Source organism: Phenylobacterium sp., assembly GCF_030646615.1.
GTDB lineage: Bacteria > Pseudomonadota > Alphaproteobacteria > Caulobacterales > Caulobacteraceae > Phenylobacterium.
The window spans coordinates 1-25,509 of sequence record NZ_JAUSLG010000088.1; the positions used below are offsets into that span (position 1 = coordinate 1).

Sequence of the window (25,509 nt, forward strand, 5' to 3'; positions counted from 1 at the left end):
GGGTGGAGCAGCCCGGTAGCTCGTCAGGCTCATAACCTGAAGGTCACAGGTTCAAATCCTGTCCCCGCACCCATACATCCCATAACGCCCGCCAGGACCTAAACCCCCCGGCGGGCGTTTCGGCGTCAAGGCCATGGCCGCGCGCGCCTGCCGACGGACCTATAAGCCCTCAGCGCCCTCATCCACCGCCTGGACGATCCGGGCCTGGCCGTCGTGGATCTGGAAGAAGAGGCCCATCTCGCCGTCATTGGCCAGGGCCAGCACCCCTTGCACCTCGATCAGGTGGTAGCCGGCGCGGATCGGGCGCTTGAGCCAGACCTCTATGACCTCATTGGGCTCGGCCGGCGGGTGATAGAAGCAGACCGGCGTGTAGGGCGAGATCAGGAATCGTCGGGTCTGTTCGGCCATCTCCAAGGGCAGCATGAATCCCAGGATCTTGAATGGCTTGCCGGCCAGTTCACGCACGGCGGCCGGGTGGCTGGCCTGGAAGAGCTGGCTCTCTTCGTCCACCCACACCCGGGTCTGCCGGAGTTTCTCCCACTGCGGCCCATCGGCCGTGGGCAGGGTGAGCTGGAGGGCGCGCTCGCCGGCCAGCTCCTGGGCCGCGGGGTCCTGCCCGGACTCGAACTCGGCCCACATGTCGTCGCCTGTGTCGTCGCCTGGCGGCGCGGCCGGCGCCTCCGGCGGAGCGATCACCGCCGCCTGCGGCTGAGGGGTCTCGGGAGTCTCGGGCGCCTCAGGCGGCGGCCCACAGGCCGCAAGCGCGAGCAGCGCCAGGGCGATCCCAGGCTCAGGTCGAATGGGCATGATGATGGCGAGAGGCCCGGCCCTTCCAGTTCATGAGGTGAGCGCTTGCCAGGGCGAGCCCGCCGGCGACCGTCAGAAAGGTCTCCGCCTCGTGATAGAGCAGTCCGACCACCAGCAGCGCAAGCCCGGCGGCGGCAAGGCTGATCGGCCCCAGGCGCCGCGGCTGCGTCAGCAGCAGGGCGCCGACCGAGAGGGGCGCTGCCAGGACCACAAAGGCCAGGTGGACCCATTCGGCCTCACCCCACAGGCCGAGCAGGGGGGCGAAGGCGGCGGCCACCGGGAGAACAAGGCAGTGGATGAGGCAGAGGCCAGACAGGCCGATCGCCGAACCATCCAGCAGGCGGGCGGTGGAAAGCTTCATGAGGCTACTCGTTAAGGGATGGCCGCAGCTCAGGCGAGCGCGACTTCAGGGGTTGGCGCCGCACCCCACTCGGGGAAAGGATCGGGCAGCCGCCGCCACCACGCCGGGCCGCGGCGGGTTTCTTCAGGTGTCAGGAGCGCGGCGTCGAACAGGGCGGTCAGGGCCGCCTCGTCCATGTCCTTGCCAATCAGGACCAGTTCCTGGCGCCGGTCGCCATAGGGCGCGCGCCAATGCTGGGAGATGGCCTGCCGGCTCTCCTCGTCTGTCGGGCGCCGTTCCGGCGGAATGGCGGCCCACCAATAGCCGCCCCACTCAAAGGTCATCGCCGCCCCGGCCTGGCTCCAGGCTCCAGCCTTGGACATGCGGGTGGCCAGCCAGAGGAAGCCCTTGGAGCGCCAGACCCCGGGCCACTCCTGTTCAAACAGGGCCTTCAGTCGCTCGGGATGGAAGGGGCGGCGGGCGCGGTAGACGAAGGTGGAGACGCCGTATTCCTCGCTCTCGGAGGGGGCGCCGAACTCCATGGCCTGGCGCCAGCCCGGCGCCGACGACGCCCGCGCCATGTCGAAGAGGCCGGTGGCGAGAATTTCCTTCAGGGGCAGGGCGCCCTTTACGGCGCGGACCATGCGGGCCAGCGGATTGAGCGCCCGGCATACCGCCTCGACCTCCCCGACCACCGTTTCGCTCACCAGGTCGGTCTTGCTCAGCACGATGACGTCGGCGAACTCCACCTGGTCGACGAGCAGATCGACGATGCTGCGGGCGTCCTCCTCCCCAAGGGTTTCGCCGCGATCGGCGAGCCTGTCGTAGCTGGCATAGTCCTTGTGGAAGTTGAGGGCGTCCACCACGGTGACCATGGTGTCCAGACGGGTCACGTCCCGCAGGGAAGCGCCATTTTCCTCGATGAAGTCGAAGGTGGCGGCCACGGGCATGGGTTCGGATATGCCGGTGGACTCGATGAGCAGATAGTCGAACCGTCCCTCGGCGGCCAGGCGGCGCACTTCGGCGAGCAGATCCTCCCGCAGGGTGCAGCAGATGCAGCCGTTGCTCATCTCCACCAGGCGTTCGTCCGTCCGGGACAGCTCAGCGCCGCCATCGCGAACCAGGGCGGCGTCGATATTCACCTCGCTCATGTCGTTGACGATCACCGCGACGCGCAGGCCTCACGGTTGCGCAGAACGTGATTGAGCAAGCTGGTCTTGCCGGCGCCGAGGAAGCCTGACAGGACAGTGACGGGGAGACGGCGATCCATGTGCGGAACCCTCATAAATGTTATCTTATAACATCTAGGTGTGGCGCGTGCGCGTCAAGGCGGTTTGCGTGATGTTATAACATTTCATATGTTGGGGGTGATAAGGAGTGTCCCCATGTCCGCTCAATCCCGGCTCGACCCCTGCGCCGCCCAAAGCCTGGTCGCTCAGGTGCATGCTGAAGATATCGCCCGGGTTCGCGCCCATCTGGACAAGGCGTTGCAGGCGGCGGAGGCCGAGTGGGCGCCGGCCGACGCGGTGGCCGACGCCCTGGCGCTGGCCCTTGGAGAGATCGCACTGCGCCTGGCTCATCCCAACCGCGCCGCCGAAGCCTTGGAGCGCCATGCCGCCTGGATCCGCGCGCGGCCCCGTGAGCGGCCCGACGCCTGACCGCGCCTGAACACCACCCCCATAAAGAAGAACCCAAGGAAACGCCCATGTCGCTTGCCGCCCAGACCTTCCAGATCCGCCCCCTCCCGACCCTGATCTTCGGCGCAGGCTCGGCCCGCAAGTTGGCGGCGCAGGTCCAGGCGCTGGGGCGCCAGAGCGTGCTGGTGGTCACCGACAAGGGATTGATGGCGAGCGGCGCCGCCGACGAAGCCCTGGCCGCGCTCCGCGCCGCCGGGATCACGGTCGAGGTGTTCGATGGGGTCGAGGCCAATCCCACCGATCGCAATGTCACCGCCGGGGCGGCGCGGCTGGCCGGCCTGCCCCATGCGGCGGTCCTGGCCCTGGGCGGCGGGTCGTCCATGGATTGCGGCAAGGCCATCGCCCTGCTGGCCACCAATCCGGGAGAGCTGGCCGATCTGCAAAAGCCTGGTCCCAAGACGCCGGGCCTGCCCGTCATCGCGGTGGCGACCACGGCGGGCACGGGTTCGGAGACCAACTCGGCCTGCGTCATCACCAATACGGCGCTCGGTCGGAAGACCTATGTGATGCACCCCAGCATCGTGCCGGCCTTCGCCGTGCTGGACCCGGAACTGACCCTCGGCCTGCCGGCCTATCCCACCGCCACCTGCGGCTTTGACGTGCTGACCCACGCCCTGGAGGCCTTCACCTCCCTGCGGGCCACGCCCTATTCCGACGCCGTGGCGCTGAAGGCCATCGAGATGGTCGCGGCCCACCTGCGCGAGGTGGTGGCCGATGGCGCGAATCTGGAGGGCCGGGCGCAGATGATGCTGGCCTCTTCCATGGCGGCGATCGCCTTCAACGTCGCCGGCCTGGGGGCGGCCCACGGCACGGGACACGCTCTGTCGGCGCGCCTGAACGCCGCCCACGGCCAGACCCTGGCGACCATGTTGCCCCATGTCATGGGATTCAACCTGTCGGTCAGCGCCGACAAGTATGCCCAGGTGGCCGCCGTCCTGGGGGCCTCGCCGACGGCCGAGGCGGCGATTGGGGCGGTCGAGGCCCTGCGGGCCGATATCGGCATCGCCCGCTCCATCACCGACCTGGGCGGGACCGCCGACATGATCCCTCAACTGTCCGAGGACGCCGCCGCCGACGGGGTGAACCTGTCAAACCCGCGGCCCATCGGGAGGCCCGATTTCGAAGCCCTTTACCAGGCCGCCCTCTAGGGGGTGCGCCAGGCGCCTGCGGCTCCACCTCGACCTGACCGCGCCCATGCGCATCCGCGGGCGAACATTGTTATAACATAACAATACCCTTGTATGTTATGTTATAATGTTCCAATTCCCCGACGCCTTAGTCTTGGGGGATTGAAATGAAGCTTGTTTTCTGGCCGGCCTTGCTGGCGATCGCGGCGCCATCGGCGGTCTGGGCGCAATCGGCCACGAGTGTCGATGAGCTGGTCGTGACGGCGAACCGCCGCGCCCAGGCGGCCCAGGACGTGCCCTCGGTCGTCGAGGTGGTGAGCGCCCGGCAGCTTGAAAATACGGTGGCGGTCACCTTCGCCGACATGCTGAAGAAGACCTCCGGCGTCGATGTCATTCAGTATCCCAATGGCCTGGCCGGCGTCGGTCTTCGCGGTTTCCGCCCCGACTTCGAGTTCAGCATCAACCCGCGGACCCTGACCCTCGTGGATGGCCGGCCCTCGGGCTCCACAAGCTTCACCACGATCGCGCCGGAAAGCATCGAGCGGATCGAGGTGCTGAAGGGACCGGCCTCGTCGCTCTATGGCGCCTCGGCGATCGGCGGTGTGGTGAACATCATCACCCGGCGCTCCACGGGGCCGATCCAGGGCCGGGTCGGCGTCGGCTACGGCTCCTTCGAGACGTTCCGCGCCGAGGGGAGCGCCGGCGGATCCCTGACCGATCAGACGGACTTCGACCTGGGCCTTGGCTATGTGAACCAGGCCGGCGACTTCGAGATCGGCGGCGGGACGGTGCGTCCCAACAGCGACTCCGAGCGCCTGTCGGGGCGGCTGCGGCTGGGGGCTGACGTCAGCGAGCGCCTGCGCATCGACGCCTCGGTGGACGGGGCCAAGCTCCGCAACAACGCCTCGGGCGCCTTCTCCTTTGATCCGCCCACCGCCAACGGCACGGAGCTGGAGCGCTTCGGCGGCGACCTGCGGGCCGAGCTTGACCTGGGCCCGCACCAGGTGAGCGCCACCCTCTATGGCTCGTCCGATCTCTACGAGTACATCACCATCCCCGCGACCGGCGCGCGCTATCGATCCAGCCGCACCGAGTCGGACTATCGCGGCCTTCTCCTGCAGGACGCCTGGACCTTCTCGCCGGCCTTCACCCTGACCTATGGCGCCGACTGGCAGACGGTCGAGATGGAGCGCTTCTCCTATCTAGCCGGGGAAGTTCCCCGCGCGCCCTTCAGCCCCAATGAGCGGCGGGAGACGCGCGCGATCTTCGCCGAAGGCGTCCTGCGGGCGTTCGAGGACCGGCTGATCGTCAATATCGGCGGCCGCCAGGACTGGATCACCGCCGAAACGCTCTCGACGCCGCTGCTGACGAGCTTCACCCCGGGCGAGAGCGAATTCGAGGTGTTCAGCCCACGGGGCGGGTTCGTGTTCAAGCTCAACCAAGCCTGGCGGATCCACGGGACGGCGGGGACCGGCTTTGCGCCGCCGCAGGGCAACCAGATCGCCGGGGTCAGCGAGGAGATCGCCGGCGCGCAGCGACGCCTCGTCTATGGCAATCCGGACCTCGAGCCCGAATCCAACGTCACCTACGACATCGGGGTGGGCTACGCGTCCCCGCTCTTGACGGCCGATGTGGCCTATTTCGATTCCAAGACCGAGGACCGCATCACCACGGTGATCCGCACCAACACGCCGACGCTGCGCGAGACCACCTATGTCAACGCCGACGAGGCCAAGATGCGCGGCCTGGAGGCGCAATTCTGGGCCGACGCCGGCGCGGCGGCGGGCTACGAGGCCGGCCGCCTCACGGTGAAGGCCAGCCTGACGCGGATCTTCGACGCCGAGGAACGGGTCGCTGGCGTCGCCACGCCGATCCGCAACGTGGCCGATTGGAAGGGCTTCGTCTCGGCCACGGCGACCAATGGGGACAACCTCTCCCTCACCCTGACCGCGCGCTACAATGGTGAGCGTTGGGACACCGACAACAGCTCGGGCCGCATCTTCACCGGCGGGCAGGGGGGGCTGTTTGAGTACCCCACCTTCACGGTCGTGGACGCCAGCCTGCGCTGGGACGTGACGCCGAAGGATGCGCTCCGCTTCGAGGTCTCCAACCTCTTCGACGAGGACTATTTCGAGAAGGCGGACTATCCGATGCCGGGCCGGGCGGCCTATGTCCGCTACCAGAGGAGCTTCTAGGCCATGTGGCAGAAGACCGTCCTCACCGGCGTCAGCGACCTGCTGTTTGGCCCGGTCTCGCTCCTCCTCCTGGCGACGGCGGCCTGGATCGTCATCCAGGCGGGTCTCCTCATTCGCAGCGGCGTCCAGCGGGCGCGGGGCGTCGCGCCGGCGCGGGCCCGCTTCACCGCGGCGATCGACCAGGCCCGGGGGAGCGCGCCGCAGGATCTGGACATCGTCCTGGAGAGCCTCGTCCAGCGCGCCGAGGCCGAAGCCAGCCGAATGCTGAACAGCATCCGTTTCGCCGTCCGCGTCGGCCCCTCGCTGGGCCTGATGGCGACGCTGATCCCGATGTCGGCGGCGCTCAGCGGCCTGGCCAATGGGGACCTCCCGAGCCTGGCCAACAATATGGTCATCGCCTTCTCCAGCACCGTCGTCGGCATCGCCGTCGGCGTCGCGGCCTACATGCTCTCGCTGGTGCGGGAAGCCTGGGTGCGCAGCGACCTGGACGCCGTCCGGCTGCATGCCGAACGGGCGCTGCGGACCGTGGAGACGCCCGCATGAGCCGCCTGCGTTTCATGCGCCAGAAGGAGCAGCCGGCCTGGGAGGAGGACCCCCTGTCTGGCGTGGCCAACCTCTTCGATGTCAGCCTGGCCTTCATCGTCGCCCTCAGCGTCGCCCTGTTCTCGGTGTTCGGCGCCCGGAACCTGTTCGACGAGTCCGCCAGCTGGACCCTGACCCACCGCGCGGCCGATGGCGCGTTGGAAGTGGTCCAGAAGGAGGGCCGCGACATCAAGGTCCAGCGGGTCACCGACCAGCAGTTATCGGGCGACGGGGATCGTCTGGGCATAGCCTATGAACTGGCCGACGGCCGGGTGATCTATGTGCCTGAGGACGAGCATGGGGACGAAGCCAGCGAGCCGGACGCGCCATGAGGGCGTGGCTGGTCTTCGCCTGCGCCCTGGTCCTCGGACTTTTCTCCAGCGGCGCTGAGGCGGCCGACGGCGCGCCCCGCCCGCGCATCGCCATCGTCTCCATCGAACTGGCCCAGTCCCCCAACCTTGCCCTGGCGGCGGCGCAGGCCCGAGCCGAGCAGGTGGAGGTCGATCTGTTCGGCCTGGGCGGCGGCCTCATTCCCAGCGTGGGCGAGGCCGACCTCTCGTCATATGACCTCGTGCTGATCGAAGGGGTCGGGCCGCAGCTCGCCCAGTTCGCCCAGATCATCGAGGCCGCCAAGGGCGAGACCAAGGTGCTGGTGGTCAATGGGGAGCGCTGGATCCAGGGCAATGTGCCACCGGCCAGCCTGCCGGACCTCCAGGCCTATTGGACCAATGCCACGACGGAGAACTATGCCCGGCTCCTCGACTATCTGATGGCCCGGGTGCTTGGGGCGCAGGTCGCCGCCGCGGCGCCCATCATCTATCCCGAGACCGCCTTCTACCATCCGCAGGCCGAAGGGCCCTTCTCCGACCTCGCCGCCTATGAGGCCTGGGCCAGCGGGCGGCTTGCCGACGCCGCAGCCCGGCCGCGCATCGGCGTGGTCTTCTATCGCAGCCTGGTCCTGGGGGAGAACGCCAGGGTCATCGACGCCCTGATCGCCGAGGTCGAGCGCCAGGGCGGTCTACCCCTGCCCCTGTGGCGCAAGGACAGCGCGGAGTCCCTGCAGGTCCTGGCGCCGCCGGGTTCGGCCGGGGTGGACGCCATCATCCTCTGCTCCAACTGGATCGACTACCAGGACCACGCCGCCGGCGTCCGCGCCGCCCAGGCCCTGAATGCGCCCCTGCTCAACTGCACCAACGACTATAGCCGCACGCCCCAGGAGTGGGAGCGCGCCCATGGCGGGTTCGCCCCCGGGCGCTCGGGCCAATTGGCGATGAGCGAGCTGCAGGGCCTGGTGGAGCCCATGATGGTGGGCGCGCGGACCATCGGCGCCGATGGGACCGCTGTGATCGAGCCGATCGATCACCAGATCCGCTGGCGGACCGCCCGGGCCATGGCCTGGGCGCGGCTGTCGCGCCTTGAGAACCGCGAGAAGCACATCCTCATCCCCTATTTCAGCGAAGGGCGCAGCGAGGCTGACGTGGGCTCCGATCCCGACAGCTATCTCGATGCGCAGGGCACGCTGATCGCCCTGCTCAACCGCCTGAAGGCCGAAGGCTATGATGTGGGCGACGCGCCGCTGCCGGACAAGGCCGAGCTTTCGCGGCTGATGGCGGCCTATGGCTCCAATTCCCCCACGGCTGCGGCGCTGGAGACCCGCGCCCGGGCGGGGCTCATGGCCTCGATACCCGAGACCGATTACCTCGCCTGGTGGGCCACGATGCCCGCCGAGGCCCGACAGGCTGTGGAGGCCCAGTGGGGGCCGCCGCCCGGCGACGTCATGGTGACGACGGATGCGGACGGTCGACGGGTCATCGCCTTTCCGCTCCTGCGCTTTGGCAAGGTGGCCCTGGCGCCGCATCCCATCTGGGGCATGCAGGAAGCCCGCGGCCTGGCGAGCGAAGGCGCCCTGACGCCGCATCACCAGTACGTCGCCTTCTATATGTGGGCCCAGAAGGTCTGGCGGGCTGACGCCTTTCTGCCGCTCTTCACCCAGCTCAGCCTCATGCCCGGCAAACAGGAGGGGCCGTCCAGCACCGACTGGATCGGTCTGCTGATCGGCGCCATGCCGCATATCCAACCGACGCCTCTGCAGGCCAATGGCGGGGTGGCCAACAAGCGCCGCGCCAATGCGGTGCTGATCGGCTTCATGCCGGAACTGGCCCAGGCGGGTCTGGCGCCGGACCTCGCCCAGTTGAAATCCGATCTCGCGGCGGCGGACAGCGATCCAGATCTTCAGGCCGAGGTCAGGGCGAAGGCTGCGGGCCTCGGCGTGGACCGGGTCCTGGCCCTCGATCCGGCGCGTGCGCCCTGGTCGGCCCTGGCGGAGGCCCTGAAGCGTCATCTGGATGAGATCGACCGGGCGCCTATCACCCAGGGGGGCCACGTCCTGGGCGAGGCCCCGGAGCTTGAGACCGCGGCGCGGATGGCGCACGCCATGGCCGCTGATGCGCCGGACGCCCCGAGCCTTGATCAAGTCCGGGCGTTGGCGCGGGGCGAGGCCGTCGACCCGGCCGCAGACACCGCAGCCCAGGTGAAGACCTATCTGGACCGCATCGCCCTGGCCGGCCGCGAGATGGACGCTGTCATGGCCGCGCTGTCGGGGGGGTATGTGGATCCCGGCCCGAACGCCGATGCGATCCGCAACCCCGACGCCCTGCCAGGCGGGCGCAACCCCTACACCCTCGATCCCCGCGGCCTGCCGACGCCGCAGGCCTGGGCGATCGGCAGCCGGCTGGCCGACGAGATGGTGCAGGCCTATGCCGAGACGCACGGCGCGCCGCCGCGCAAGGCCGCCTTCGTCCTGTGGTCAGGCGAGACCGTGCAGAATGAGGGCGTGCTGGAGTCCCAGATCCTTCGGCTTCTGGGGACGCGCCCAGTCTGGAACGGCAAGGGCCAGGTCATCGATGTGGAGCTGGAGGCCCCCGGCGCCCTGGGGCGGGGCCGCATCGACGTGCTGGTCACCACCTCCGGCACCTACCGGGACCATTTCGGCGACAAGCTCGCATTGATGCACAAGGCCGTGGCGCTGGCCGCCGCCGCCGATGAACCGGACAACATGGTCCGCCGCAACGCCGCCGAGACGACCCGGCGCCTCGTCGCGGACGGCGTGCCGGTGGAGGTGGCCCAGGCCCGCGCCCTGCGCCGCATCTTCTCCACCGCGCCCGGCGCCTATTCGCCGGCGACCGAGTTCGCGATCGACCAGGAGCCCCGCTGGACCGACCAGGCCCTGGCCGACCTCTATGCCCGGCGCCTGGCGCACGCCTATGGGGACGAGGCCGACGGCGGCGCCGCCGACGGCCAGGCCTTCGCGGAGAATCTGGACACGGTGGACGCGGCGGTCTTCAGCCGCAGCTCCAACGTCTTCGGCCTCCTCGACACCCCCATGCCGGCCGCCTACCTGGGAGGCCTCAACATGGCGGTTCGCCATCAGTCTGGCCGGCGGATTGAAACCTATATCAGCCAGCTCGCCTCCCCCGAGCAGGCGCGCGTGGAGCCCATCGCCCAGGCCCTGGGGCGGGAGATGCGCAGCCGCTATCTCAATCCCAACTGGATCGCCGGCATGCAGGCCGACGGCTACAACGGCGCGCGCTACCTGGCCGGCTTCACCGAGCACCTGCTGCTTTGGGACGTGACCACCCCTGACCTCGTCACGGACCAGGAGTGGGAGGCGGTTCGCGACGTCTATGTGCGCGACCGCTACAATCTGGGACTGGCCGAGTACTTCGCCCGCGAGAATCCGGCGGCGGGCCGCAAGCTGATCGAGACCCTGCTGGAAGCCGCCGATCGCGGTCACTGGCAGGCCGATGCGGCCACCCTCGCCGAGCTTCGTCAGCGGATATCGTCCCCCTCGCCAGGCACGGCGCGCGATGCGGCGGCCGGCGCCGCCCCGGGCGATCGCGATCCCACCCCGGCCGCACCGTCCGGATCGTCAGCCGCCCGGCCAACGCCGCCTGCGCCGCCGCTCCAGGGGGTGCTTATGGAGGAGGTGCGAATGACGACAGGTCAGGTCCGGCCGGTCGCCCCGCCAATCCTGGCCTACTGGCCGCTCCTGGGGGCGCTTGCCATGATGCTGGCCGGGGGGCTCATCTGGCGGCCGCGCTGGTGAGGCGGCGGAGGGTTAGGCCAGCACCGCCCAGGCCACCAGGCCGATGGCGGTCAGGCCCACGCTCAGGGCGGCCAGGACGACCACCCCGTCACGGGCCGTCAGCCCCAGTCCGAATACCGTGATGGTCGCCGCCGGAATGGCGGTGGAAAACGGGATGAGCTCCAGGGGCGGGGTCAGAACCCCGACCAGGATGCACACCAGGGCGACGCCCTTGCGTCCCGCGCCCTCGGTCATGACCGCGATGCGCGGCCGGATCAGGCGATCGAGGAACTGGGCGGGCCGGCGGGCGCTGCGGGCGCCCTTTTCGAGGCTGGCGCTCTTGACCTTGAGTCGGAGCAGCCAGCGCGGCAGCCACACGGTTTCGCACCCCACCAGCATCTGGCCGGCGATCAGGACGACGGTGAAGGCCAGCAGGGTCGGCACGCCGGGCACGGCGCTGACCGGCGTCATGGTGATCAGGCCGGCCATGAACAGTAAAGGCCCATAGGCGCGCCCGCCGATGGCGTCGCGCACCTCTTCCAGACTGACCTTGCCATCCGAAGCCGCCGCGGTGTCGCAGACACAGAGGATGACATCGTCGAGGCTGCGTGGACTGTCAGGCATGGCGGCTCCGGGGGCGTGGCCCATAAACGCCCCGGGCCGCCATTGGCGCCGCGGCGGCGCCCTAGAAAGCGTTCTCGCCGGTGATGGCGCGGCCCAGGATCAGGGCGTGGACATCGTGGGCGCCTTCATAGGTGTTGACGGTCTCGAGGTTCGCCGCGTGGCGCATCACGTGGTACTCGCCGCTGATGCCGTTGCCCCCGTGGATGTCGCGGGCCTCCCGGGCGATGGCCAGGGCCTTGCCGCAGTTGTTGCGCTTCATCAGGCTGATGGCCTCGGGCACCCAGGCGCCCTGGTCGATCAGCCGGCCCAGCGCCAGGGCGCCTTCGAAGCCGAGCGCGATCTCGGTCTGCATGTCGGCCAGCTTCTTCTGGACCAGCTGGCGGGCGGCGAGCGGCTTGCCGAACACCTGGCGGCTCGACACATAGTCGCGGCTGGCGTGCAGGCAGAATTCCGCCGCCCCCATGGCGCCCCAGGCGATGCCGTAGCGGGCCTTGTTCAGGCAGGAGAAGGGCCCGCGCAGGCCGGTGACGCCGGGCAGCATGTGGTCCTCGGGCACGAAGACGTCGGAGAGCGCGATCTCCCCGGTGACCGAGGCGCGCAGGGAGAGCTTGTTGTTGATCTTGGGCGTGGTCAGGCCCTCGGAGCCGCGGTCCACCAGGAAGCCGCGGATCACCCCGTCGAGCTTGGCCCAGACCAGGGCCACATCGCTGATCGGGCTGTTGGTGATCCACATCTTGGCGCCGTTCAGCACGAAGCCGCCATCGACCTTCTTGGCCACCGTGCGCATGGAGGCTGGATCGGAGCCGCCATCGGCCTCGGTCAGGCCAAAGCAGCCGATGATCTCGCCCCGCGCCATGCCGGGCAGGTACTTCTGTTTCTGGGCCTCGGAGCCGAAGGCGAAGATCGGATACATGACCAGCGACGACTGCACGCTCATGGCCGAGCGATAGCCGGAATCCACCGCCTCGATCTCCCGGGCGATCAGGCCATAGGCCACGTGGTTGACGCCGGCGCCGCCGTATTCTTCGGGGATGGTGGCCCCCAGGAAGCCCAGGGCGCCCATCTCGCTCATGATATCGCGATCGAAGCGTTCCTCGGCATAGGCCGAGACCACCCGCGGCAGGAGTTTGTCCCGCGCATAGGCCCTGGCCGCCTCCCAGATCATCCGCTCGTCTTCTGAAAGCCGCGAGACGAGATCCAGCGGATCCTCCCAGCGGAAGGTCTTTGGGGTCTCACCGGAATCGAGCGCCATGGCGGGCCTCCTTGATCTGCGACGTCTGAAATCTGAGCCTGGGTTATGAACCCAATTCCATGGGTTTTACAGTCGGGTTTGCGTGCGGGCAGGTCCGCCCTTGACGACCCGAACCCAAAAAAAGGCCCCGCCCAGGCGGGGAGCCGGGCGGGGCGAAGGCTTGGCGGGGAGGAAACGCCAAGGGGGGCGATCCAGGAGGTCCGCAGGGGCATGCGGACTCTCCAGTTGCGAATAATTCTTAGGAGATGCGTCGCCATCGCGCAATGAGAATAATTCGCAAGAAGGCGCGGTATCGAAAATGAGACCGCCACGCAACCTGGGGCCTTGATCTGGGTTTCAGACTCCATGGATCCCGCTCACGCCCCGGCCGCCGCTCTGCCTCAGGCTTCCCTGGGGGTCGTCCTCTGGGTGGCGATTTTCGCCTTTTTCGCCGGTTTCACCGGATATCTGGCGGTTCAGCTGGGGCCTCACGGCCGGGCCGAGCAGTTCAGTCTGGAGGTCCGCGGCGACGCCTATGCGACGCCGGCCCGGCTGGCGCCGCCGTCTGAGCCCTGGGCGTTCGAAAAGGCGATCTGAGCCGCCGCTTTTCCTGTTCAGCCCAGGCCAAATCACGCCAGTCTCACCAGGCGATGACAGACGCCCTCATACCCCTCGATCCCGAACCGGTCGCCTTAGAGGCTTCACCGGGCGCGGCGCAGATCGCCGCCTATCTGGCGGCGCGGATGTGCCACGACTTCATCAGCCCCGTCAGCGCCATCGTTTCCGGCCTCGATCTGCTGGAAGACCCCGACGCCCAGGATATGCGCGAAGACGCCCTGGGCCTGATCGCGGCTTCGGGGCGAAAGCTGGCTGAGATGCTGGCCTTCACCCGCGTGGCGTTCGGCGCCTCGGCCTCAGCCGAAACCTTCGATCCCCGGGACCTGGAAGCCCTGGCCCAGGGCATTTTCCGGTATCAGCGGGCCGAGCTGGAATGGGCCGTCGAGGCGCCGACCCTCGACAAGGCCGCCGCCCGCACAGCCCTGAACCTCGCCCAACTGGCCGGCGCGGCGCTGCCCCTGGGGGGCAAGGCCCGCCTGCAGGCGGTTCACGACGGCGGGGGCACTGTGATCGCTGTGGAGGCGGTCGGTCCCAAGGCGCGCCTGCGTCCTGACATCGCCGCGGGCCTGGCGGGCGAGAAGCTGCCCGACGGCATGATGCATGGTCACTGGGTGCAGGCCTATTATGTCCACCTCTTCGTGGCCGAGGCCTCTGGCCGGGTGTTCGCCGAGGCCGACGATGAAAAGGTCACCTTCGCCGCGACCCTGCCCGCCGGCTGAGCCCGCCCCCCAAATCGGGCGCTCCGCCGGGGCGTTCTCCCAAAACCATACGGCTCCTTAACCAGCAGGGCGCGACAACTTGGCTCTCAAGTTGGGAGTGTTCCGTTGAGGACTTGCCTCATCGTCGATGACAGTCGGGTGATCCGGAAGGTCGCCCGCAGGATCCTGGAGGATCTCGGCTTCGACATAGCCGAGGCCGCAGATGGCGCCGAGGCCTTGGCCTGGTGCCGCACCGCCATGCCCGACGTGGTCCTGCTCGACTGGAACATGCCGGTCATGAACGGGCTGGAATTCCTGCGCGGCCTGCGGATGGAGCCCGGCGGCGGGGCGCCGAAGGTGGTCTTCTGCACGGTCGAGAACGAGGTCGCCGCTATCCGCGAAGCGCTCGACAGCGGGGCGGACGAATACATCATGAAGCCCTTCGACAGCGAGATCATGGCGGCCAAGTTCGCCCAGGCAGGCCTGGTATGAGGCCGGAGGATCGTGATCTCGTCGCCCAGCTCTGCGCCGCCCGTTCAGGCCAGAGGGTGGACCCAGCGAAGGACTATCTGCTGGAGACCCGGCTGGGCCCCGTGGCGCGCCGCGAAGGTTTCGAGAGCATCGCCGACCTGATCTCTGGTCTGCGGACGCGCCGGGAAGACCGGCTGATCTGGGCCATCGTGGAGGCCATGGCGGCGGGCGACACCAGCTTCTTCCGCGATCAGACGCCCTTCAACCTCTTCCGCGATGAGCTGGCGCCGGCGCTGTCCCGACTGCGCGCCGACCAGCCCATCCGTATATGGAGCGCAGCCTGCGCCACCGGCCAGGAGGTGCACTCCCTGGCCATGCTGGTGGACGAGATGGCCGGCGAGCATCCTGGGGCCCAGTTTGAGATCTTCGGCTCCGACCTGTCGGAGCGCGCCCTGGAAAAGGCCCAGAGCGGCCTCTACACCCAGTTCGAGGTGCAGCGGGGCCTGCCGATCCGCAGTCTGATCCGGCACTTCGACAAGATCGACGACGCCTGGGTGATCTCGCCCCGTATCCGCCAGGCCATCCGCTGGCGCCGTCTGAACCTGATCGGCGACCTGTCGCGGGTGCGGGGCTTCGACGTGATCTTCTGTCGCCACGTGCTTGAGGCGATGATCGAACCGGCTCAGCAGCGGGTGATCGAGAACCTGACGGCGGCGCTGAGCCCCGGCGGCTATCTGATCGTGGACGCCAACGAGGCCCAGGTGCTCGACGCCCAGGGCCTTAAGGCCGGGGCGCACGCCGGAGTCTTCCAGACCTCAGCGAACGCTCGGGTCGCAGCCTGATCCCCAAAAGAAACCCCGCCGCGGCGTTTGCCGGGCGGGGCTTCTGGTCTGAAACCTGGCGCAGAGGCACAGCCTCGCGCGAAGGTGTTTTCTTAGTTCTTGGCGTCTTCAGCGGTGCGGGTCACAGCGTCGCCCGCCGCGCCCACATCCTGACCGGCGCCGGAGATGGTGTTGCAGGCGGTCAGGCCGAGGCTGGCGGTCAGGGCGGCGAGAAGGAAAATCTTGCGCATCTTGGGGGGCTCCATTGTGAGGCTTGTCTGCGTCGGTGATCCAACGTTCAAGCTGCGGCATGGTTCCGCTCCGGCGCTTCGAAAGCATCGGTCGGGGGAGTCGGGAAGACAAGCCGCACGGTGACCCCTCCGGCGGCGTTCCTCAACACTTCGGCGTGGCCCCGCAGCTGCCGGGCGAAGGCGGTCATCAGGGTGCGGCCGACGCCAGTCCCGGCCAGGGCCTGGTCTGTGGCCACCCCATCGTCGGCGATTTCCAGCACCGCCTCGCCGTCGGCCGTTCGGAAATCGACACTGAGCAGCCCACCCCGCTCTGCAAAGGCGTGCTTCTGGGCGTTGGTGATCGCCTCGACGGCGAACAGGGCCAGGGGCGCCAGGCGATCCGGGTCGATCATCAGGGTGTCGGCGTGGAGCTCAGTGCGGACCGTGGGGCCGCGCATGGACTCGCCGGCCACCAGCTGGGCGGTGAGTTCTTCCAGGAAGGGGCGAAGATCGACCCGCTTGAGGTCGGGCCCCTGGTAGAGGGCGCGGTAGACCAGGGCCAGGGCTGAGATCCGCTGGCGGGTGTCGGACATCGCCGCGCGGGCTCCGGGATCGGAGAGGGCCCTCTGCTGCATGCTCAGCAGGCTGGAAATGACCTGGAGGTTGTTCTTCACCCGGTGGAGGATCTCGCGCAGCAGCGTGTCCTTCTGGGCCAGCGATTCCCGCAGGGAGGCGTCGCGCCCGACGATGGCGTCGGCCATGTCCTCCAGCGTTTCGGCGAGGTCCCGAATCTCGGCCGGCATGTCCTCAGCCCGCGCCGGACGGACGGTCAGCCGGCCACGGGCATAGAGGGCGGCGATCCGCTGCAGATAGATCAGCCACCTCACCACCACCCGATCGGCGGCGATATAGACGGTGACCAGCACGACGGCGAAGGTCACTAGCGGCAGGACAAGCCCGGTCAGGGGATTCAGCCGCGCCCACGAGAACAGGCCTGGGGACCGGGCCGACAGCATGACGTACAGGCTCTCGCCCACCAGGGGCGCGGCGATGTGGACCCGTCGCTCGCCCCCGGCCGGGGCGTACCAGACATAGGATCCGCTCGCCCGGGTGCGCCTCAGCCAGTCGTCCGGAGGGGGCGCGAAGGCGGCGGCGTCGGTCATGCTGAGATAGCGGCCGGCATTGTCCACCAGGGCGACCTCGGCGCCCTCGGGCAGGGCCGAGGCGGCGCTGCCGGGCTGAAGGCTGGACAGCGCGATGACGGCGGCCAGGGCGCCGTCGAACTCCCCGGCGGCTGTGCGCGCGGGCACGGCGGCCACCAGGGCGGGCTGGTCGGAATAGCTCACGCCCGGGTCGCGGGTGATGATCATGTCGTCTGCGGTGCGTAGCTGTTCGAACCAGGGCCGCGCGCCGCGGCCAGGATCGCTCGGCACGGTTCCGGACGCACAGGCCACCCGGCCGTTGCGATCGAAACGGATCAGATTGTCATAACCGGGGATACGCCCGGTCACCTCGGCCAGACGTTGGGCGCAGGAAAATCCCACCGATCCGGGCGCCAGGGTCTCGAGCAGGATATCGGCCGACTCCATCCGCGCGCGGGCGTCGGCGGCGCTGCGCTGGGCCGCAGAGCCCAGGCTCTCGCGCAGGAGTTCGGCCTCGCGATTGAAGGCGACGGCGGTCTGTACAGCCCCCAGCATCAGGACGGGCAGCAGCGCCGCAGCCATGGCTGCGATCAGCCGCACCCGAATGGTGCTGAGGGAAGCCCATGGATCAGTGTTCACGGCGCCGCCCCCTGGGCGCTCAGCGGACGGTGCTGAGTCGCTCGGCGTCGGCCAGGATAGACCGCATCGCGTCGCCCGCCGCGCCGCCATCGCGGTCATAGGCGCCGTCTTCGAGTATCGATTGCAGGGCCTTGCGCGCCCGGCTGACTCGGCTCTTCACTGTGCCGACCGCCACGCCGCAGATCTCGGCGGCCTCTTCATAGGCGAACCCGCCGGCGCCCACGAGGATCAGGGCCTCCCTCTGCTCGGGCGGCAGCATGCCCAGGCTCAGCCGGAGTTCGTCCAGGGCGACGGGCGCCTCGGGATCGTCCACCGCAACCAGGGTCCGCTCGGCGGCTTCCTGATCCAGCTGGGTCTGGCGCCAGGACCGGCGCTTCTCGGAATAGAACTGGTTGCGCAGGATCATGAAGGTCCAGGCCTTCATGTTGGTGCCCATCTGGAAGCTGGACCGGGCGTCCCACGCCTTCATCATGGCGTCCTGCGCCAGATCATCGGCCGCCGTGGCGTCGCCGCAGAGTGTACGGGCGAAGGCCCGCAGATGCGGAATGAGGGTGACCAGCTCGAGTTTGAAGGCTTCGTCGAGGGCGGGGTCTCGCGGACTGCGGTCGATCATCAATCCCGCTCCGCCGACTTGTCGGCGCGACGCAAGATGTCGAGGAAATCATCCGGCACCGGCTCGTTGACCACCTCGTCAAACATCTGGCGCAGGCGTACGCCGATCGCCTGCTGGCGCAGGCGGGCCTCGTCCAAGGCGGCGTTCGCTTCGGAACCCGAGACGGGGTGTTGCGATTGCTGTTCGATCATATCCCCGGCGTCCGGCTCTTGCGGCGGACGCCCTTTCATACTGTCATTCTGATCGCTCAACGATCGGCCCCCCCGTCGAGTTCCCAACCGGTTCCAGATGCGAAACCGGCCTTGTGGATGATGAAAACGTCCGATGGGCGGAACCGGTTCCCTTCGGCCGCGTTTTGTGCGGATGTTGGATCAAACGCGGCGGCACAGGACGCAGCCGCGTGTCTGTTCTTGTCTCTACGGGAGGGGTCATTGAGTCTTCTAGCCCGACTGGCGCCGCATCTGCCCTATGTTCGGCGGTATGCACGTGCGCTCACCGGCGATCAAACCACGGGCGACCATTATGTCCGCGTTGCGCTCGAAGCGCTGGCGGCGGGCGAAAAGGTGCTTGAGGCCAACCTGACGCCGCGGGTGGCCCTGTATCACGTGTTCCACACCATCTGGTGCTCCACCGGCGCGCAGCTCGAATCGCGCACCGGAGAGGAGGCGGCCGGTGAAGACGCCAATTCACGCCTGATGCGGATCGCCCCCCGGTCACGCCAGGCCTTCCTGTTGACCGCTCTGGAAGGGTTCACCCCCAGCGAGACGGCGCAGATTCTGGGCGCCAAGTTCGAAGAGGTCGAAGGCCTTATCGCTGAGGCCCAGGCTGAGATCGACGCCGAGCTGGCCACCGAAGTGCTCATCATCGAAGACGAGCCGGTCATCGCCGCCGATATCGAAGCCCTGGTCAAGGAGCTCGGCCACACGGTGGTGGACATCGCCGCCACCCGCACCGAGGCGGTGGACGCCGTCGGCCGTAGCCGGCCGGGGCTGGTCCTGGCCGACATCCAGCTGGCGGACGGCTCCTCGGGCATCGACGCGGTCAAGGACATCCTGGCCGAACTCGACGTGCCGGTGATCTTCATCACCGCCTTCCCCGAGCGCCTCCTGACCGGCGAGCGCCCGGAGCCCACCTTCCTGATCACCAAGCCCTTCCAGCCGGAAACGGTGAAGGCGGCGATCGGCCAGGCGCTGTTCTTCCATCCGCGTCGCAAGGCCAAGGCCGCCGCCTGAGGCGGGCGACACCGCCTCTGACCTCCGCCTGGGCGACCGGGCGGAGGGAACGGCGGCGCTTCCAGGGCGTTGGGATGGGACGGGCGAAAGCCCGCCTGATCAATCCCTTGGAGGGGCACCCCATGCTCGGTTGGGCGATCGTATTCGCAGTTCTGGCCCTCGCGGCCGGCTATCTCGGCTTCATGGGACTGGCCGGCGTCGCGGCCACCATCGCCAAGATTCTCTTTGTGCTGTTCCTGGTGCTGCTGGTGGCGAGCTTTGTGATCCGGGCGGTCCGCGGCCAGTCGGTGGTCTAGCCGCCGTCTCTGATGACCTATCAAAAAAGGGCCGCGGGTTTCCCCAGCGGCCCTTTCTCATGGGCGAGACCATAGGTCAGTTTTCGGGAGGAGGGTTCTGAAGCGGCGCAGGCGCATCCTGCTGGAACGTGGCTGCGTCGGTGGCCTGGCGGCCGGCATGGGGCTCGACATCGGCCAGGTCGTCGGCGCGGAAGAGCCAGGCGCTGATCAGCGCAATCCCCGCCAGGGCGGTCGAGACCACCAGGACGAGCAGCATCGGCTTGCCCAGCCTGCCTTGTCGAGCCGGGGTAGCGGCCATCTTGGTTTCGGGTTCAGGGGGGGAGTCAGCCATGAGCGCTCTCCTATTAGAAGTTGATGATGCCGGCGGTGGCAGGAGCCGGGGAACCGGAAGGTGGGCCAGCTTCGGCGGCCATGCTGCTCAGCAGGGCCATGGCGCTGGCCATGGCCGCAACGGAAGCCAACGCCGCAAGACGACCATGAGTCGATTGGCCCTGGCGCGGCCGAACGGCCGCCTGAGCCCCGCCCAGGCGCGCGATCTGATGGCGGCTGGTCATATCCTGCCCCTTTTCCGTGGTGCGAAGCCTGTGCTTCGCCTCGCCAAATCAACGCGGGGGGTGCGGCGGCGTTCCTTCAATGGCGACGCTTGTTTTCGCCGAGGTCGGCCTGACCAATTTGGGCGCGAAAATTTGAGAAAAATGCGCCTGGGCCGGGAACGGAGATGCGGGCGGCGAGTTCATATGGTGCGGAGGCGGCGACGCCCCCCCCCCGACTTGAGGCTGGTCTCCCAAGGCCAGCCTGCCGCCTCCGCACCCCCCTTTTTCTCGATGATGCCAACTCGGCGGATCTCATGAGATCCGCCGTTCCTTTTGGCGCCCGGACAAGCTAGCCGGGGGTCCCCAGGCGAAGAACAATTTCGACCCGGCGGCGCATGGGCCGGGTCAGTCCGTCCTGTGTGACGGCGCCAGCATCGCCCGCAGCCTGAACGTGAAACTGAGCGGCGGGCAGCCGGGCGGCGGCCAGGGCGGCTGTCACGGCCTCGGCGCGGGCCTGAGACAAGGTGAGGTTGGCGCTCGCCGTTCCGGGGGCGTCGGCCAGACCGAGCACATCCACCCGGGTCACGGTGCAGCCCTGCGCCTGCTCGGCGGCGGCGTTGATCAGCCGCTGGGCGTCGGGCCCCAGATCAGCGGAATCGGGTTGAAAATAGATCTCGGCGCTCACATCGGCGCAGCTTGTGTCTTCCACCAGGGGGCGGTCGAGCCAGGTCTGGCAACCCCCCAACGCCAACAGCGCCCCCAGGGCCGCGGCCCGCAGCCCCCATCCTCGCCGATCCATCATCATCTACATCCCCTAGAACCGTTATCGGAAGAAACGCGCTCAAGACCTAGTTGGAGCCTGATTCCGCCCAGACGGTTCCGTCTGATCGCATCAGGCTCTAGTCGCGACGGCCGCGCATTTGCCAAAGCCATAAACGAAAAGAGCGGCCAGGAGTCCTGGCCGCTCTCTTTGTTAGACGATCACCGCGCCGATCAGGAGCGGGGCTGACCATCTTCCCAGTAGTAGCGCTGGCTAGCGGAGTCGTAGAAGTAATAGCGGCCCGCGCGTTCATCATAGTACTGACGGCGATTGGGCACATTGGCGCCGCAGCCGCCATCTTCACGACAGCCCTTGTAGGCGCCGGCCGCGCCGCCCGCGACAGCGCCGATGGCCGCCCCCGTGGAGGCGCTGCCCGACCCGACATTGTTGCCGATCACAGCGCCGGCCAAGGCGCCCAGGGCCGCGCCGCCGGCGGCGTTCCGTTCGACGGTTCCAGTCGAGGTGCAGGCCGCGGCCAGCAGGCCCGCGCCCGCGACAGCAATAAGCGACTTCATCATTTCAGGCTCTCCTTGAGCTTGTGCCGAATTCAAAACGCCGGTCCTCTTGGTCAGGTTCCCGACCCTTGAGGATCAGCTCGATCATTGCCGGCGCCCGAAGGGGAACCGGCGCCCGCGCCCCGCCGTTAGCTTGGCCGCAGATGAACATGGAGCGCCCAGAATGTGGCCTCGATTTGGACGACGTCGCCATGACGGCATTCCGGCCGAAGCGATGGATCCCGTTGTGGTCGATCAGCGGGACCTGGAGCTGGCCTATGAGCGGGGCCTGGTCGAAGGCCGCCGCGAGGAGCGCCGCCGTCACAGCCACCCCATCCGCAACCTCATGATCGGCCTGGTCGCGCTGGCCGGCGCCGTCGTCCTGGGCGTGGCCGCCTGGCACGGGTCGTTTGGCGAAGGCGGCGCGGTGGTCGATCAGAACCTGGCCGTCGCCGCAGATCGCGCCGAACCCACCTTGCGCGCCGCCGCCGACGAAGCCGGGGCGGTCATCAGCGGTGCGGGGCGTGATCTGCAGGCCAATACCGAGCCGGCCCCGTCCCCCTCGACAGCGCCTGACGCGACGGCTCCCGCGCCGGCCTCGTCCGGTCAAGATCGCTAGGGTCGGCCGGTGATCCAGGGCGTTCAGAAGATTGAAATGGTGCTCAACCTGGCCTCGGGCAGCGTCTCCAAGGACGCGCCGGCCGAGGCGGAGGAAATCCTGTCGCGCTACAATGTGCGCGCCCGGGTGTGCGCCTCCTCGTCCGGCGACGTAGAGGCCTGCCTGCGCAACGCCCTGGAGGCGAAGCCCGACCTGCTGGCCTTGGTCGCCGGGGACGGAACCGCCCGGAGCGCCGCCGAACTCTGTGGGCCGCACGGCCCGCTGTTTGCGCCCCTGGCCGGCGGCACGATGAACATGCTGCCCCACGCCATCTATGGCGCCCGCCCCTGGCAGGAAGCCCTGGTCGATATTCTCGACAACGGGGTGGAGCGCCCCCTGGCCGGCGGCTCGGTCGATGGGAAGCTGTTCCTGGTGGCCGCCATCCTCGGCGCGCCGGCTCTTTGGGCCCCGGCCCGGGAAGCCATGCGCGAAGGCAAGGCGCGGCTGGCCCTTCAGCGCGCGCAGACCGCCTGGTCCCGCGCCTTCTCCGGCCGGCTTCGCTACGTCATCGGCGACGGGCAGCGGGAGAAGGGCGAGGCGGTGATCTTCATGTGCCCGACCGCCAGCCGCCATCTGTCCGACGACGAGCAGGCCCTGGAAGCTGCGGGCCTGGACCTGCATGGGGCGATGGAGGCCTTTCGCCTGGGGCTCCATGCGGCGGTCGGCGACTGGCGTGACGATCCGGCTGTGGATCTCGGGCTCTGCCTGAAGGCCCGCGTCTGGGCGGCCCGAGGGATACCGGCCCTCCTGGACGGTGAGAGCGTTCAGCTGGGCCCCCTGGCCGAGGTGGCCTTCGTGCCGCATGTGGCCCGCATCCTGGCGCCCCCGGACGAACCGGCCGGAGCCGAAAAGGACGTGGCCGCCAGCGTGCTGAATCCGGACGCCGCATGATCCGTATCGCGCAGCTTTCCGACGTCCACTTCGGCGATGAGAACCAGGCCGCCGTCGACGCGGCCACCGAGATGCTCCAGGCCGATCCGCCCGACCTCACCCTGATCACGGGCGACATCACGCGCTTCGCTCAGGTCGCCGAGCTTGAGGCGGCCAAGGCGTGGATGGACAGCCTCCCCCGGCCCTGGCTGGTCACGCCCGGCAATCACGACGCCCCCTATCTGGCCTGGATCGAACGGATTTTCGCGCCGTTCTCGCGCTTTGAGCGGATCATCGGGCCAGCCTGGAGCCAGGCGCACCTGGACGATCAGGTGGCCGTGGCGGGGATCAATACGGCCCGGGGCGCCCAGTGGCGGATGAACTGGTCCAAGGGCCAGATCGCCCGCAGCCAGGTGCGCGAGGCTGTGAGCTTCCTGGACGGGGCGTCGCCCACCCATCTGCGCATCGTCGCGGTCCACCATCCCCTGACGGAGATGATCGGCGGGCCGATGACGGCCAAGGTGTGGGGCGGGGTGGATGCGGCGCGGGCGTTCAGCGAGGCGCGGGTGGATCTTGTGTTGTCGGGGCATGTGCACGCCCCCTTCGCCTTGCCCTACGCCTTCGCCGACGGACGGACCTACGCCATCGGCTGCGGCACCCTGTCGGTGCGCGAGCGGGGTGTCCCCGCCAGCTTCAACATGATCGAGGCTGACGAGGAGGCCATTCGCATCAAGGCCCTGACCTGGACCGGCTCGACCTTCGAGGCCTACCGGACCTGGTCGGTGGACCGAAGGCGATAGGGGGGTGCTAGACCCGGCGGCCGCGCACCATGTGCATGATGGCCGAGACCACGAACAGCACCAGGAAGACAAAGAACAGGATCTTGGCGATGCCGACGGCGGCGCCGGCGATCGAGGTGAATCCAAGCACACCGGCGATCAGTGCGACCACCAGAAATACCAGAGCCCAGCTCAACGTCTCACGTTCCTCTTGAAGGTGGCGATCGGCGCCGCCAAAGAAAATCCCGCGACCTGAAAGGCCGCGGGATTCCAACGTGCTTGACTGTAAGCTGTTCCCAGCCCGGCGATCAGGCCGTGGGCACGGGGTGACGCCAGGCCTGACCCTTGCCGCGGGCGGCGTCATACTGGGCGGCGGCGAAGGTCCAATGCGGGAGGTTGTCGAACCAGGCTTCGACGAAGGCCTTACGGTCGTTCTGGTGGTCCAGATAATAGGCGTGCTCCCAGACGTCGCAGGTCAGCAGCGGCGTCAGGCCCTGATGGGTCAGGAGGTCGTCGGCGTCGTGGGTCGACAGCACCTTCAGCTTATCGCCCTCGGCGGCCAGCCAGCCCCAGCCGGACGCGAAATGGTTCACAGACTCGGTGACGAAGGCTTCCTTCAGCTTGTCCATGCCACCGAAGTCCCGGTCGATGGCCGCGGCCAGATCACCCTGCGGCGTCTGCTTCTCGCCGATCATGCAGGTCCAGAAGAAGGTGTGGTTGTAGGTCTGGGCTGCGTTGTTGAAGAGCTTCTTCTTGGCCGGATCGCCGGCTGCGGCCTTGACCACTTCTTCCAGGCTGGCGGGGCTCTCGCCCGACGCCTTCAGCAGGTCGTTGAGGGTGTCCACATATTTGGCGTGATGCTTGTCGTGGTGATAGCCCATGGTCTCGGCGGAGATCACCGGCGACAGGGCGTCATAGGCGTAGGGCAGGTCAGGGAGCTTGAACATGGCGGTCCTTGGGGTCGTGGGGTGGTCACGTGAAGCAGCGCGCCCCCGAAGGGACGCGCCTGGCGGGCTTCATTTGCGATCCCGTGGTCGGGATCGACAAAGCTAGTGTCGGCCGGCCGAACGGCCAGCCAGGAAAGCGCTGAGCGCCGCCGCGATCACCTTGGGGTTCTTGACCGCAAGGGTTCCCGCGGTCAGCACCGCCAGAAGACCCGCAGCGCCGGCGGCGAGGGGATGCTGGCGGGCCAGGTCAAACGCCCGGGCGGTGAGGCTGTCGTCCTCGTGCAGAACGGGCAGGGTCGGACCCTTCCCCCGAACGGCGAAAACGGCGACCACCAGCAGCAGGCCGGTCACCAGGGCTAGGACGCCCGCGGCCCCGGCCGGCCCGATCGGACCTGCCAGCAGCGCAAACAGGGCGAACCCCGCCGCCCCGACGCAGAGCATGGTCAGCGCCCAGATGGCGGCCAGGCCGATGACGGCGGTGAGCGCCTTTTCAATCAACGGCGACCGCCGGCGAGCAGAAGGCCGATCACCACGCCCACGCCGACAGCCACGCCCGTGGCAGCCAGGGGACGTTCGCGCACGTGTTCGACCACGTAGCGCTGAGCTTCTTCCATCTGCTCGCCCGCCGTGTCGGCATAGGCGCGCGATTGGGCGCGAATCTGTTCGACGCCCTCCTGGACCGCCCGTTCGAAGTGCTTGGCGGCGTCGCGGAAGGTGCGCTGAGCGTCGTCAGCAAGCACCTGGGCGGAGGTGGCCGCGGAGCTGGCGGCCGCCTTGGCTTCGCTCGTGGCTCGGTCGGCAGCATTCGTCATGAAGGTTCTCCACAGGTTCGAGGTCCCCGCACGCCTCGCACAGGGCTCTGCCTGAACGTGACATAGGCCAGGGCGGTTCCCGGTTCCAGGCCACCCTGCGGCAAAACTTCGCAATACCTCCACAGTTCCTGTCGCTTCGGCACAATCCC

Annotated in this window: 32 protein-coding genes; 15 read left to right on the forward strand and 17 right to left on the reverse strand. The window is 68.4% G+C overall.

The features are described from left to right. Positions 1 to 159 precede the first annotated feature (159 nt). From Q7S93_RS15335 to Q7S93_RS19120, 4 genes are read right to left on the reverse strand one after another with little or no spacing between them, the layout of a single operon-like run. Positions 160 to 807, reverse strand: coding sequence for a DUF3299 domain-containing protein (locus tag Q7S93_RS15335; protein WP_304714815.1), 648 nt, complete (start codon positions 805 to 807; stop codon positions 160 to 162). Then, entirely contained in the window at positions 791 to 1,168 is a 378-nt protein-coding gene (locus Q7S93_RS15340; protein ID WP_304714816.1) for a MerC domain-containing protein, read from the reverse strand. The genes Q7S93_RS15335 and Q7S93_RS15340 overlap by 17 nt, the downstream gene beginning before the upstream one ends. Positions 1,169 to 1,197: 29 nt before the next feature. After that, positions 1,198 to 2,298 (reverse strand): GTP-binding protein, encoded by a 1,101-nt coding sequence (locus tag Q7S93_RS19115; RefSeq protein ID WP_441339431.1) that lies wholly within the window; start codon positions 2,296 to 2,298, stop codon positions 1,198 to 1,200. A gap of 11 nt (positions 2,299 to 2,309) precedes the next feature. Beyond that, on the reverse strand, positions 2,310 to 2,417 hold the full coding sequence (locus Q7S93_RS19120; RefSeq protein ID WP_441339432.1) for a GTP-binding protein: 108 nt from the start codon (positions 2,415 to 2,417) through the stop codon (positions 2,310 to 2,312). Between the two features lie 115 nt (positions 2,418 to 2,532). Here Q7S93_RS19120 and Q7S93_RS15355 point away from each other — a divergent pair, with 115 nt between their 5' ends. The 6 genes from Q7S93_RS15355 (at position 2,533) to Q7S93_RS15380 (ending at position 10,853) form a co-directional block, all read left to right on the forward strand. After that, on the forward strand, positions 2,533 to 2,805 hold the full coding sequence (locus Q7S93_RS15355; RefSeq protein ID WP_304714818.1) for a hypothetical protein: 273 nt from the start codon (positions 2,533 to 2,535) through the stop codon (positions 2,803 to 2,805). Between the two features lie 47 nt (positions 2,806 to 2,852). After that, positions 2,853 to 3,992 carry an iron-containing alcohol dehydrogenase family protein gene (locus Q7S93_RS15360; protein ID WP_304714819.1) on the forward strand — a complete coding sequence of 380 codons (1,140 nt, stop codon included), beginning with the start codon at positions 2,853 to 2,855 and terminating at the stop codon, positions 3,990 to 3,992. 146 nt (positions 3,993 to 4,138) lie between these two features. Continuing rightward, entirely contained in the window at positions 4,139 to 6,166 is a 2,028-nt protein-coding gene (locus Q7S93_RS15365) for a TonB-dependent receptor (protein WP_304714820.1), read from the forward strand. Between the two features lie 3 nt (positions 6,167 to 6,169). Continuing rightward, entirely contained in the window at positions 6,170 to 6,709 is a 540-nt protein-coding gene (locus tag Q7S93_RS15370; protein ID WP_304714821.1) for a MotA/TolQ/ExbB proton channel family protein, read from the forward strand. Further along, positions 6,706 to 7,080: a DUF2149 domain-containing protein gene (locus tag Q7S93_RS15375; protein WP_304714822.1), complete on the forward strand. Its 375-nt coding sequence runs from the start codon at positions 6,706 to 6,708 to the stop codon at positions 7,078 to 7,080. Before Q7S93_RS15370 ends, Q7S93_RS15375 begins: the two co-directional genes overlap by 4 nt. Further along, complete coding sequence (locus Q7S93_RS15380; RefSeq protein ID WP_304714823.1) at positions 7,077 to 10,853, forward strand: cobaltochelatase subunit CobN; 3,777 nt, start codon at positions 7,077 to 7,079, stop codon at positions 10,851 to 10,853. Before Q7S93_RS15375 ends, Q7S93_RS15380 begins: the two co-directional genes overlap by 4 nt. 12 nt (positions 10,854 to 10,865) lie before the next feature. On the opposite strand, the gene Q7S93_RS15385 is transcribed toward Q7S93_RS15380, so the two are convergent. Continuing rightward, on the reverse strand, positions 10,866 to 11,456 hold the full coding sequence (locus tag Q7S93_RS15385; protein ID WP_304714824.1) for an exopolysaccharide biosynthesis protein: 591 nt from the start codon (positions 11,454 to 11,456) through the stop codon (positions 10,866 to 10,868). 61 nt (positions 11,457 to 11,517) lie between these two features. After that, the gene (locus Q7S93_RS15390) at positions 11,518 to 12,708 is read right to left on the reverse strand and encodes an acyl-CoA dehydrogenase (RefSeq protein ID WP_304714825.1); all 1,191 of its coding nucleotides are present in this window, start codon (positions 12,706 to 12,708) and stop codon (positions 11,518 to 11,520) included. Positions 12,709 to 13,053: 345 nt separating this feature from the next. Here Q7S93_RS15390 and Q7S93_RS15395 point away from each other — a divergent pair, with 345 nt between their 5' ends. The 4 genes from Q7S93_RS15395 to Q7S93_RS15410 all read left to right on the forward strand — a co-directional run bounded on the left by Q7S93_RS15395 (position 13,054) and on the right by Q7S93_RS15410 (position 15,316). Continuing rightward, a complete protein-coding gene (locus Q7S93_RS15395; protein ID WP_304714826.1) occupies positions 13,054 to 13,284 on the forward strand; it encodes a hypothetical protein in 231 nt (76 codons plus the stop codon). A 53-nt stretch (positions 13,285 to 13,337) separates the two neighbouring features. Further along, entirely contained in the window at positions 13,338 to 14,024 is a 687-nt protein-coding gene (chpT, locus tag Q7S93_RS15400) for a histidine phosphotransferase ChpT (protein WP_304714827.1), read from the forward strand. Positions 14,025 to 14,129: 105 nt separating this feature from the next. Beyond that, positions 14,130 to 14,495, forward strand: a complete 366-nt coding sequence (locus Q7S93_RS15405) for a response regulator (RefSeq protein WP_304714828.1) — start codon at positions 14,130 to 14,132, stop codon at positions 14,493 to 14,495. Beyond that, the gene (locus Q7S93_RS15410) at positions 14,492 to 15,316 is read left to right on the forward strand and encodes a CheR family methyltransferase (protein WP_304714829.1); all 825 of its coding nucleotides are present in this window, start codon (positions 14,492 to 14,494) and stop codon (positions 15,314 to 15,316) included. Before Q7S93_RS15405 ends, Q7S93_RS15410 begins: the two co-directional genes overlap by 4 nt. Positions 15,317 to 15,408: 92 nt before the next feature. Here Q7S93_RS15410 and Q7S93_RS15415 read toward each other — a convergent pair whose 3' ends face one another. From Q7S93_RS15415 to nepR, 4 genes are read right to left on the reverse strand one after another with little or no spacing between them, the layout of a single operon-like run. Further along, a complete protein-coding gene (locus tag Q7S93_RS15415; protein WP_304714830.1) occupies positions 15,409 to 15,546 on the reverse strand; it encodes an entericidin A/B family lipoprotein in 138 nt (45 codons plus the stop codon). Positions 15,547 to 15,593: 47 nt separating this feature from the next. Beyond that, positions 15,594 to 17,306 (reverse strand): sensor histidine kinase PhyK, encoded by a 1,713-nt coding sequence (gene phyK, locus Q7S93_RS15420; RefSeq protein WP_370652180.1) that lies wholly within the window; start codon positions 17,304 to 17,306, stop codon positions 15,594 to 15,596. A gap of 19 nt (positions 17,307 to 17,325) precedes the next feature. Then, positions 17,326 to 17,919, reverse strand: a complete 594-nt coding sequence (locus tag Q7S93_RS15425) for a sigma-70 family RNA polymerase sigma factor (protein WP_304714831.1) — start codon at positions 17,917 to 17,919, stop codon at positions 17,326 to 17,328. Then, a complete protein-coding gene (gene nepR / locus Q7S93_RS15430; protein WP_304714865.1) occupies positions 17,919 to 18,110 on the reverse strand; it encodes an anti-sigma T factor NepR in 192 nt (63 codons plus the stop codon). Before nepR ends, Q7S93_RS15425 begins: the two co-directional genes overlap by 1 nt. A gap of 240 nt (positions 18,111 to 18,350) precedes the next feature. On the opposite strand from nepR, the gene phyR reads away from it, so the two are divergent. Beyond that, positions 18,351 to 19,151 (forward strand): anti-anti sigma factor/receiver protein PhyR, encoded by an 801-nt coding sequence (gene phyR / locus Q7S93_RS15435; RefSeq protein WP_304714832.1) that lies wholly within the window; start codon positions 18,351 to 18,353, stop codon positions 19,149 to 19,151. A gap of 122 nt (positions 19,152 to 19,273) precedes the next feature. Further along, positions 19,274 to 19,447, forward strand: a complete 174-nt coding sequence (locus Q7S93_RS15440; RefSeq protein WP_304714833.1) for a DUF1328 domain-containing protein — start codon at positions 19,274 to 19,276, stop codon at positions 19,445 to 19,447. Between the two features lie 76 nt (positions 19,448 to 19,523). Here Q7S93_RS15440 and Q7S93_RS15445 read toward each other — a convergent pair whose 3' ends face one another. The 3 genes from Q7S93_RS15445 to Q7S93_RS15455 all read right to left on the reverse strand — a co-directional run bounded on the left by Q7S93_RS15445 (position 19,524) and on the right by Q7S93_RS15455 (position 21,318). Continuing rightward, on the reverse strand, positions 19,524 to 19,778 hold the full coding sequence (locus Q7S93_RS15445) for a hypothetical protein (protein ID WP_304714834.1): 255 nt from the start codon (positions 19,776 to 19,778) through the stop codon (positions 19,524 to 19,526). Between the two features lie 551 nt (positions 19,779 to 20,329). Next, positions 20,330 to 20,785, reverse strand: coding sequence for an OmpA family protein (locus tag Q7S93_RS15450; protein WP_304714835.1), 456 nt, complete (start codon positions 20,783 to 20,785; stop codon positions 20,330 to 20,332). A 188-nt stretch (positions 20,786 to 20,973) separates the two neighbouring features. Then, a complete protein-coding gene (locus Q7S93_RS15455; protein WP_304714836.1) occupies positions 20,974 to 21,318 on the reverse strand; it encodes a YMGG-like glycine zipper-containing protein in 345 nt (114 codons plus the stop codon). A 160-nt stretch (positions 21,319 to 21,478) separates the two neighbouring features. Between Q7S93_RS15455 and Q7S93_RS15460 the strand changes: the two genes are divergently transcribed. The 3 genes from Q7S93_RS15460 to Q7S93_RS15470 are packed head-to-tail and all read left to right on the forward strand — an operon-like array spanning position 21,479 to position 23,622. Then, entirely contained in the window at positions 21,479 to 21,913 is a 435-nt protein-coding gene (locus tag Q7S93_RS15460; protein ID WP_304714837.1) for a hypothetical protein, read from the forward strand. Between the two features lie 9 nt (positions 21,914 to 21,922). Further along, positions 21,923 to 22,843: a diacylglycerol/lipid kinase family protein gene (locus Q7S93_RS15465; RefSeq protein WP_304714838.1), complete on the forward strand. Its 921-nt coding sequence runs from the start codon at positions 21,923 to 21,925 to the stop codon at positions 22,841 to 22,843. Beyond that, a complete protein-coding gene (locus Q7S93_RS15470) occupies positions 22,840 to 23,622 on the forward strand; it encodes a metallophosphoesterase family protein (RefSeq protein ID WP_304714839.1) in 783 nt (260 codons plus the stop codon). Before Q7S93_RS15465 ends, Q7S93_RS15470 begins: the two co-directional genes overlap by 4 nt. Before the next feature lie 7 nt (positions 23,623 to 23,629). On the opposite strand, the gene Q7S93_RS15475 is transcribed toward Q7S93_RS15470, so the two are convergent. From Q7S93_RS15475 to Q7S93_RS15490, 4 genes are all read right to left on the reverse strand, one after another. Next, positions 23,630 to 23,797 carry a DUF1328 domain-containing protein gene (locus Q7S93_RS15475; RefSeq protein ID WP_304714840.1) on the reverse strand — a complete coding sequence of 56 codons (168 nt, stop codon included), beginning with the start codon at positions 23,795 to 23,797 and terminating at the stop codon, positions 23,630 to 23,632. Between the two features lie 112 nt (positions 23,798 to 23,909). Continuing rightward, a complete protein-coding gene (locus Q7S93_RS15480; protein ID WP_304714841.1) occupies positions 23,910 to 24,548 on the reverse strand; it encodes a superoxide dismutase in 639 nt (212 codons plus the stop codon). A 102-nt stretch (positions 24,549 to 24,650) separates the two neighbouring features. Beyond that, complete coding sequence (locus Q7S93_RS15485) at positions 24,651 to 25,046, reverse strand: hypothetical protein (protein ID WP_304714842.1); 396 nt, start codon at positions 25,044 to 25,046, stop codon at positions 24,651 to 24,653. Next, positions 25,043 to 25,360, reverse strand: a complete 318-nt coding sequence (locus Q7S93_RS15490) for a glycine zipper domain-containing protein (protein WP_304714843.1) — start codon at positions 25,358 to 25,360, stop codon at positions 25,043 to 25,045. Before Q7S93_RS15490 ends, Q7S93_RS15485 begins: the two co-directional genes overlap by 4 nt. Positions 25,361 to 25,509: the final 149 nt, after the last annotated feature.

Bases quoted from the DNA above. Each gene is read 5' to 3' on its own strand.
- nepR (WP_304714865.1), bottom strand. From the start codon at position 18,110: ATGATCGAACAGCAATCGCAACACCCCGTCTCGGGTTCCGAAGCGAAC.
- Q7S93_RS15360 (WP_304714819.1), top strand. From the start codon at position 2,853: ATGTCGCTTGCCGCCCAGACCTTCCAGATCCGCCCCCTCCCGACCCTG.
- Q7S93_RS15335 (WP_304714815.1), bottom strand. From the start codon at position 807: ATGCCCATTCGACCTGAGCCTGGGATCGCCCTGGCGCTGCTCGCGCTT.
- Q7S93_RS15415 (WP_304714830.1), bottom strand. From the start codon at position 15,546: ATGCGCAAGATTTTCCTTCTCGCCGCCCTGACCGCCAGCCTCGGCCTG.
- Q7S93_RS15370 (WP_304714821.1), top strand. From the start codon at position 6,170: ATGTGGCAGAAGACCGTCCTCACCGGCGTCAGCGACCTGCTGTTTGGC.
- Q7S93_RS15340 (WP_304714816.1), bottom strand. From the start codon at position 1,168: ATGAAGCTTTCCACCGCCCGCCTGCTGGATGGTTCGGCGATCGGCCTG.
- Q7S93_RS15385 (WP_304714824.1), bottom strand. From the start codon at position 11,456: ATGCCTGACAGTCCACGCAGCCTCGACGATGTCATCCTCTGTGTCTGC.
- Q7S93_RS15480 (WP_304714841.1), bottom strand. From the start codon at position 24,548: ATGTTCAAGCTCCCTGACCTGCCCTACGCCTATGACGCCCTGTCGCCG.
- Q7S93_RS15355 (WP_304714818.1), top strand. From the start codon at position 2,533: ATGTCCGCTCAATCCCGGCTCGACCCCTGCGCCGCCCAAAGCCTGGTC.
- Q7S93_RS15455 (WP_304714836.1), bottom strand. From the start codon at position 21,318: ATGATGAAGTCGCTTATTGCTGTCGCGGGCGCGGGCCTGCTGGCCGCG.
- chpT (WP_304714827.1), top strand. From the start codon at position 13,338: ATGACAGACGCCCTCATACCCCTCGATCCCGAACCGGTCGCCTTAGAG.
- Q7S93_RS15390 (WP_304714825.1), bottom strand. From the start codon at position 12,708: ATGGCGCTCGATTCCGGTGAGACCCCAAAGACCTTCCGCTGGGAGGAT.
- Q7S93_RS15450 (WP_304714835.1), bottom strand. From the start codon at position 20,785: ATGATGATGGATCGGCGAGGATGGGGGCTGCGGGCCGCGGCCCTGGGG.
- Q7S93_RS15470 (WP_304714839.1), top strand. From the start codon at position 22,840: ATGATCCGTATCGCGCAGCTTTCCGACGTCCACTTCGGCGATGAGAAC.
- Q7S93_RS15365 (WP_304714820.1), top strand. From the start codon at position 4,139: ATGAAGCTTGTTTTCTGGCCGGCCTTGCTGGCGATCGCGGCGCCATCG.
- Q7S93_RS15490 (WP_304714843.1), bottom strand. From the start codon at position 25,360: ATGACGAATGCTGCCGACCGAGCCACGAGCGAAGCCAAGGCGGCCGCC.
- Q7S93_RS19120 (WP_441339432.1), bottom strand. From the start codon at position 2,417: ATGGATCGCCGTCTCCCCGTCACTGTCCTGTCAGGCTTCCTCGGCGCC.
- Q7S93_RS19115 (WP_441339431.1), bottom strand. From the start codon at position 2,298: ATGAGCGAGGTGAATATCGACGCCGCCCTGGTTCGCGATGGCGGCGCT.
- Q7S93_RS15445 (WP_304714834.1), bottom strand. From the start codon at position 19,778: ATGGCTGACTCCCCCCCTGAACCCGAAACCAAGATGGCCGCTACCCCG.
- Q7S93_RS15380 (WP_304714823.1), top strand. From the start codon at position 7,077: ATGAGGGCGTGGCTGGTCTTCGCCTGCGCCCTGGTCCTCGGACTTTTC.
- Q7S93_RS15395 (WP_304714826.1), top strand. From the start codon at position 13,054: ATGGATCCCGCTCACGCCCCGGCCGCCGCTCTGCCTCAGGCTTCCCTG.
- Q7S93_RS15375 (WP_304714822.1), top strand. From the start codon at position 6,706: ATGAGCCGCCTGCGTTTCATGCGCCAGAAGGAGCAGCCGGCCTGGGAG.
- Q7S93_RS15425 (WP_304714831.1), bottom strand. From the start codon at position 17,919: ATGATCGACCGCAGTCCGCGAGACCCCGCCCTCGACGAAGCCTTCAAA.
- Q7S93_RS15410 (WP_304714829.1), top strand. From the start codon at position 14,492: ATGAGGCCGGAGGATCGTGATCTCGTCGCCCAGCTCTGCGCCGCCCGT.
- Q7S93_RS15440 (WP_304714833.1), top strand. From the start codon at position 19,274: ATGCTCGGTTGGGCGATCGTATTCGCAGTTCTGGCCCTCGCGGCCGGC.
- Q7S93_RS15460 (WP_304714837.1), top strand. From the start codon at position 21,479: ATGTGGCCTCGATTTGGACGACGTCGCCATGACGGCATTCCGGCCGAA.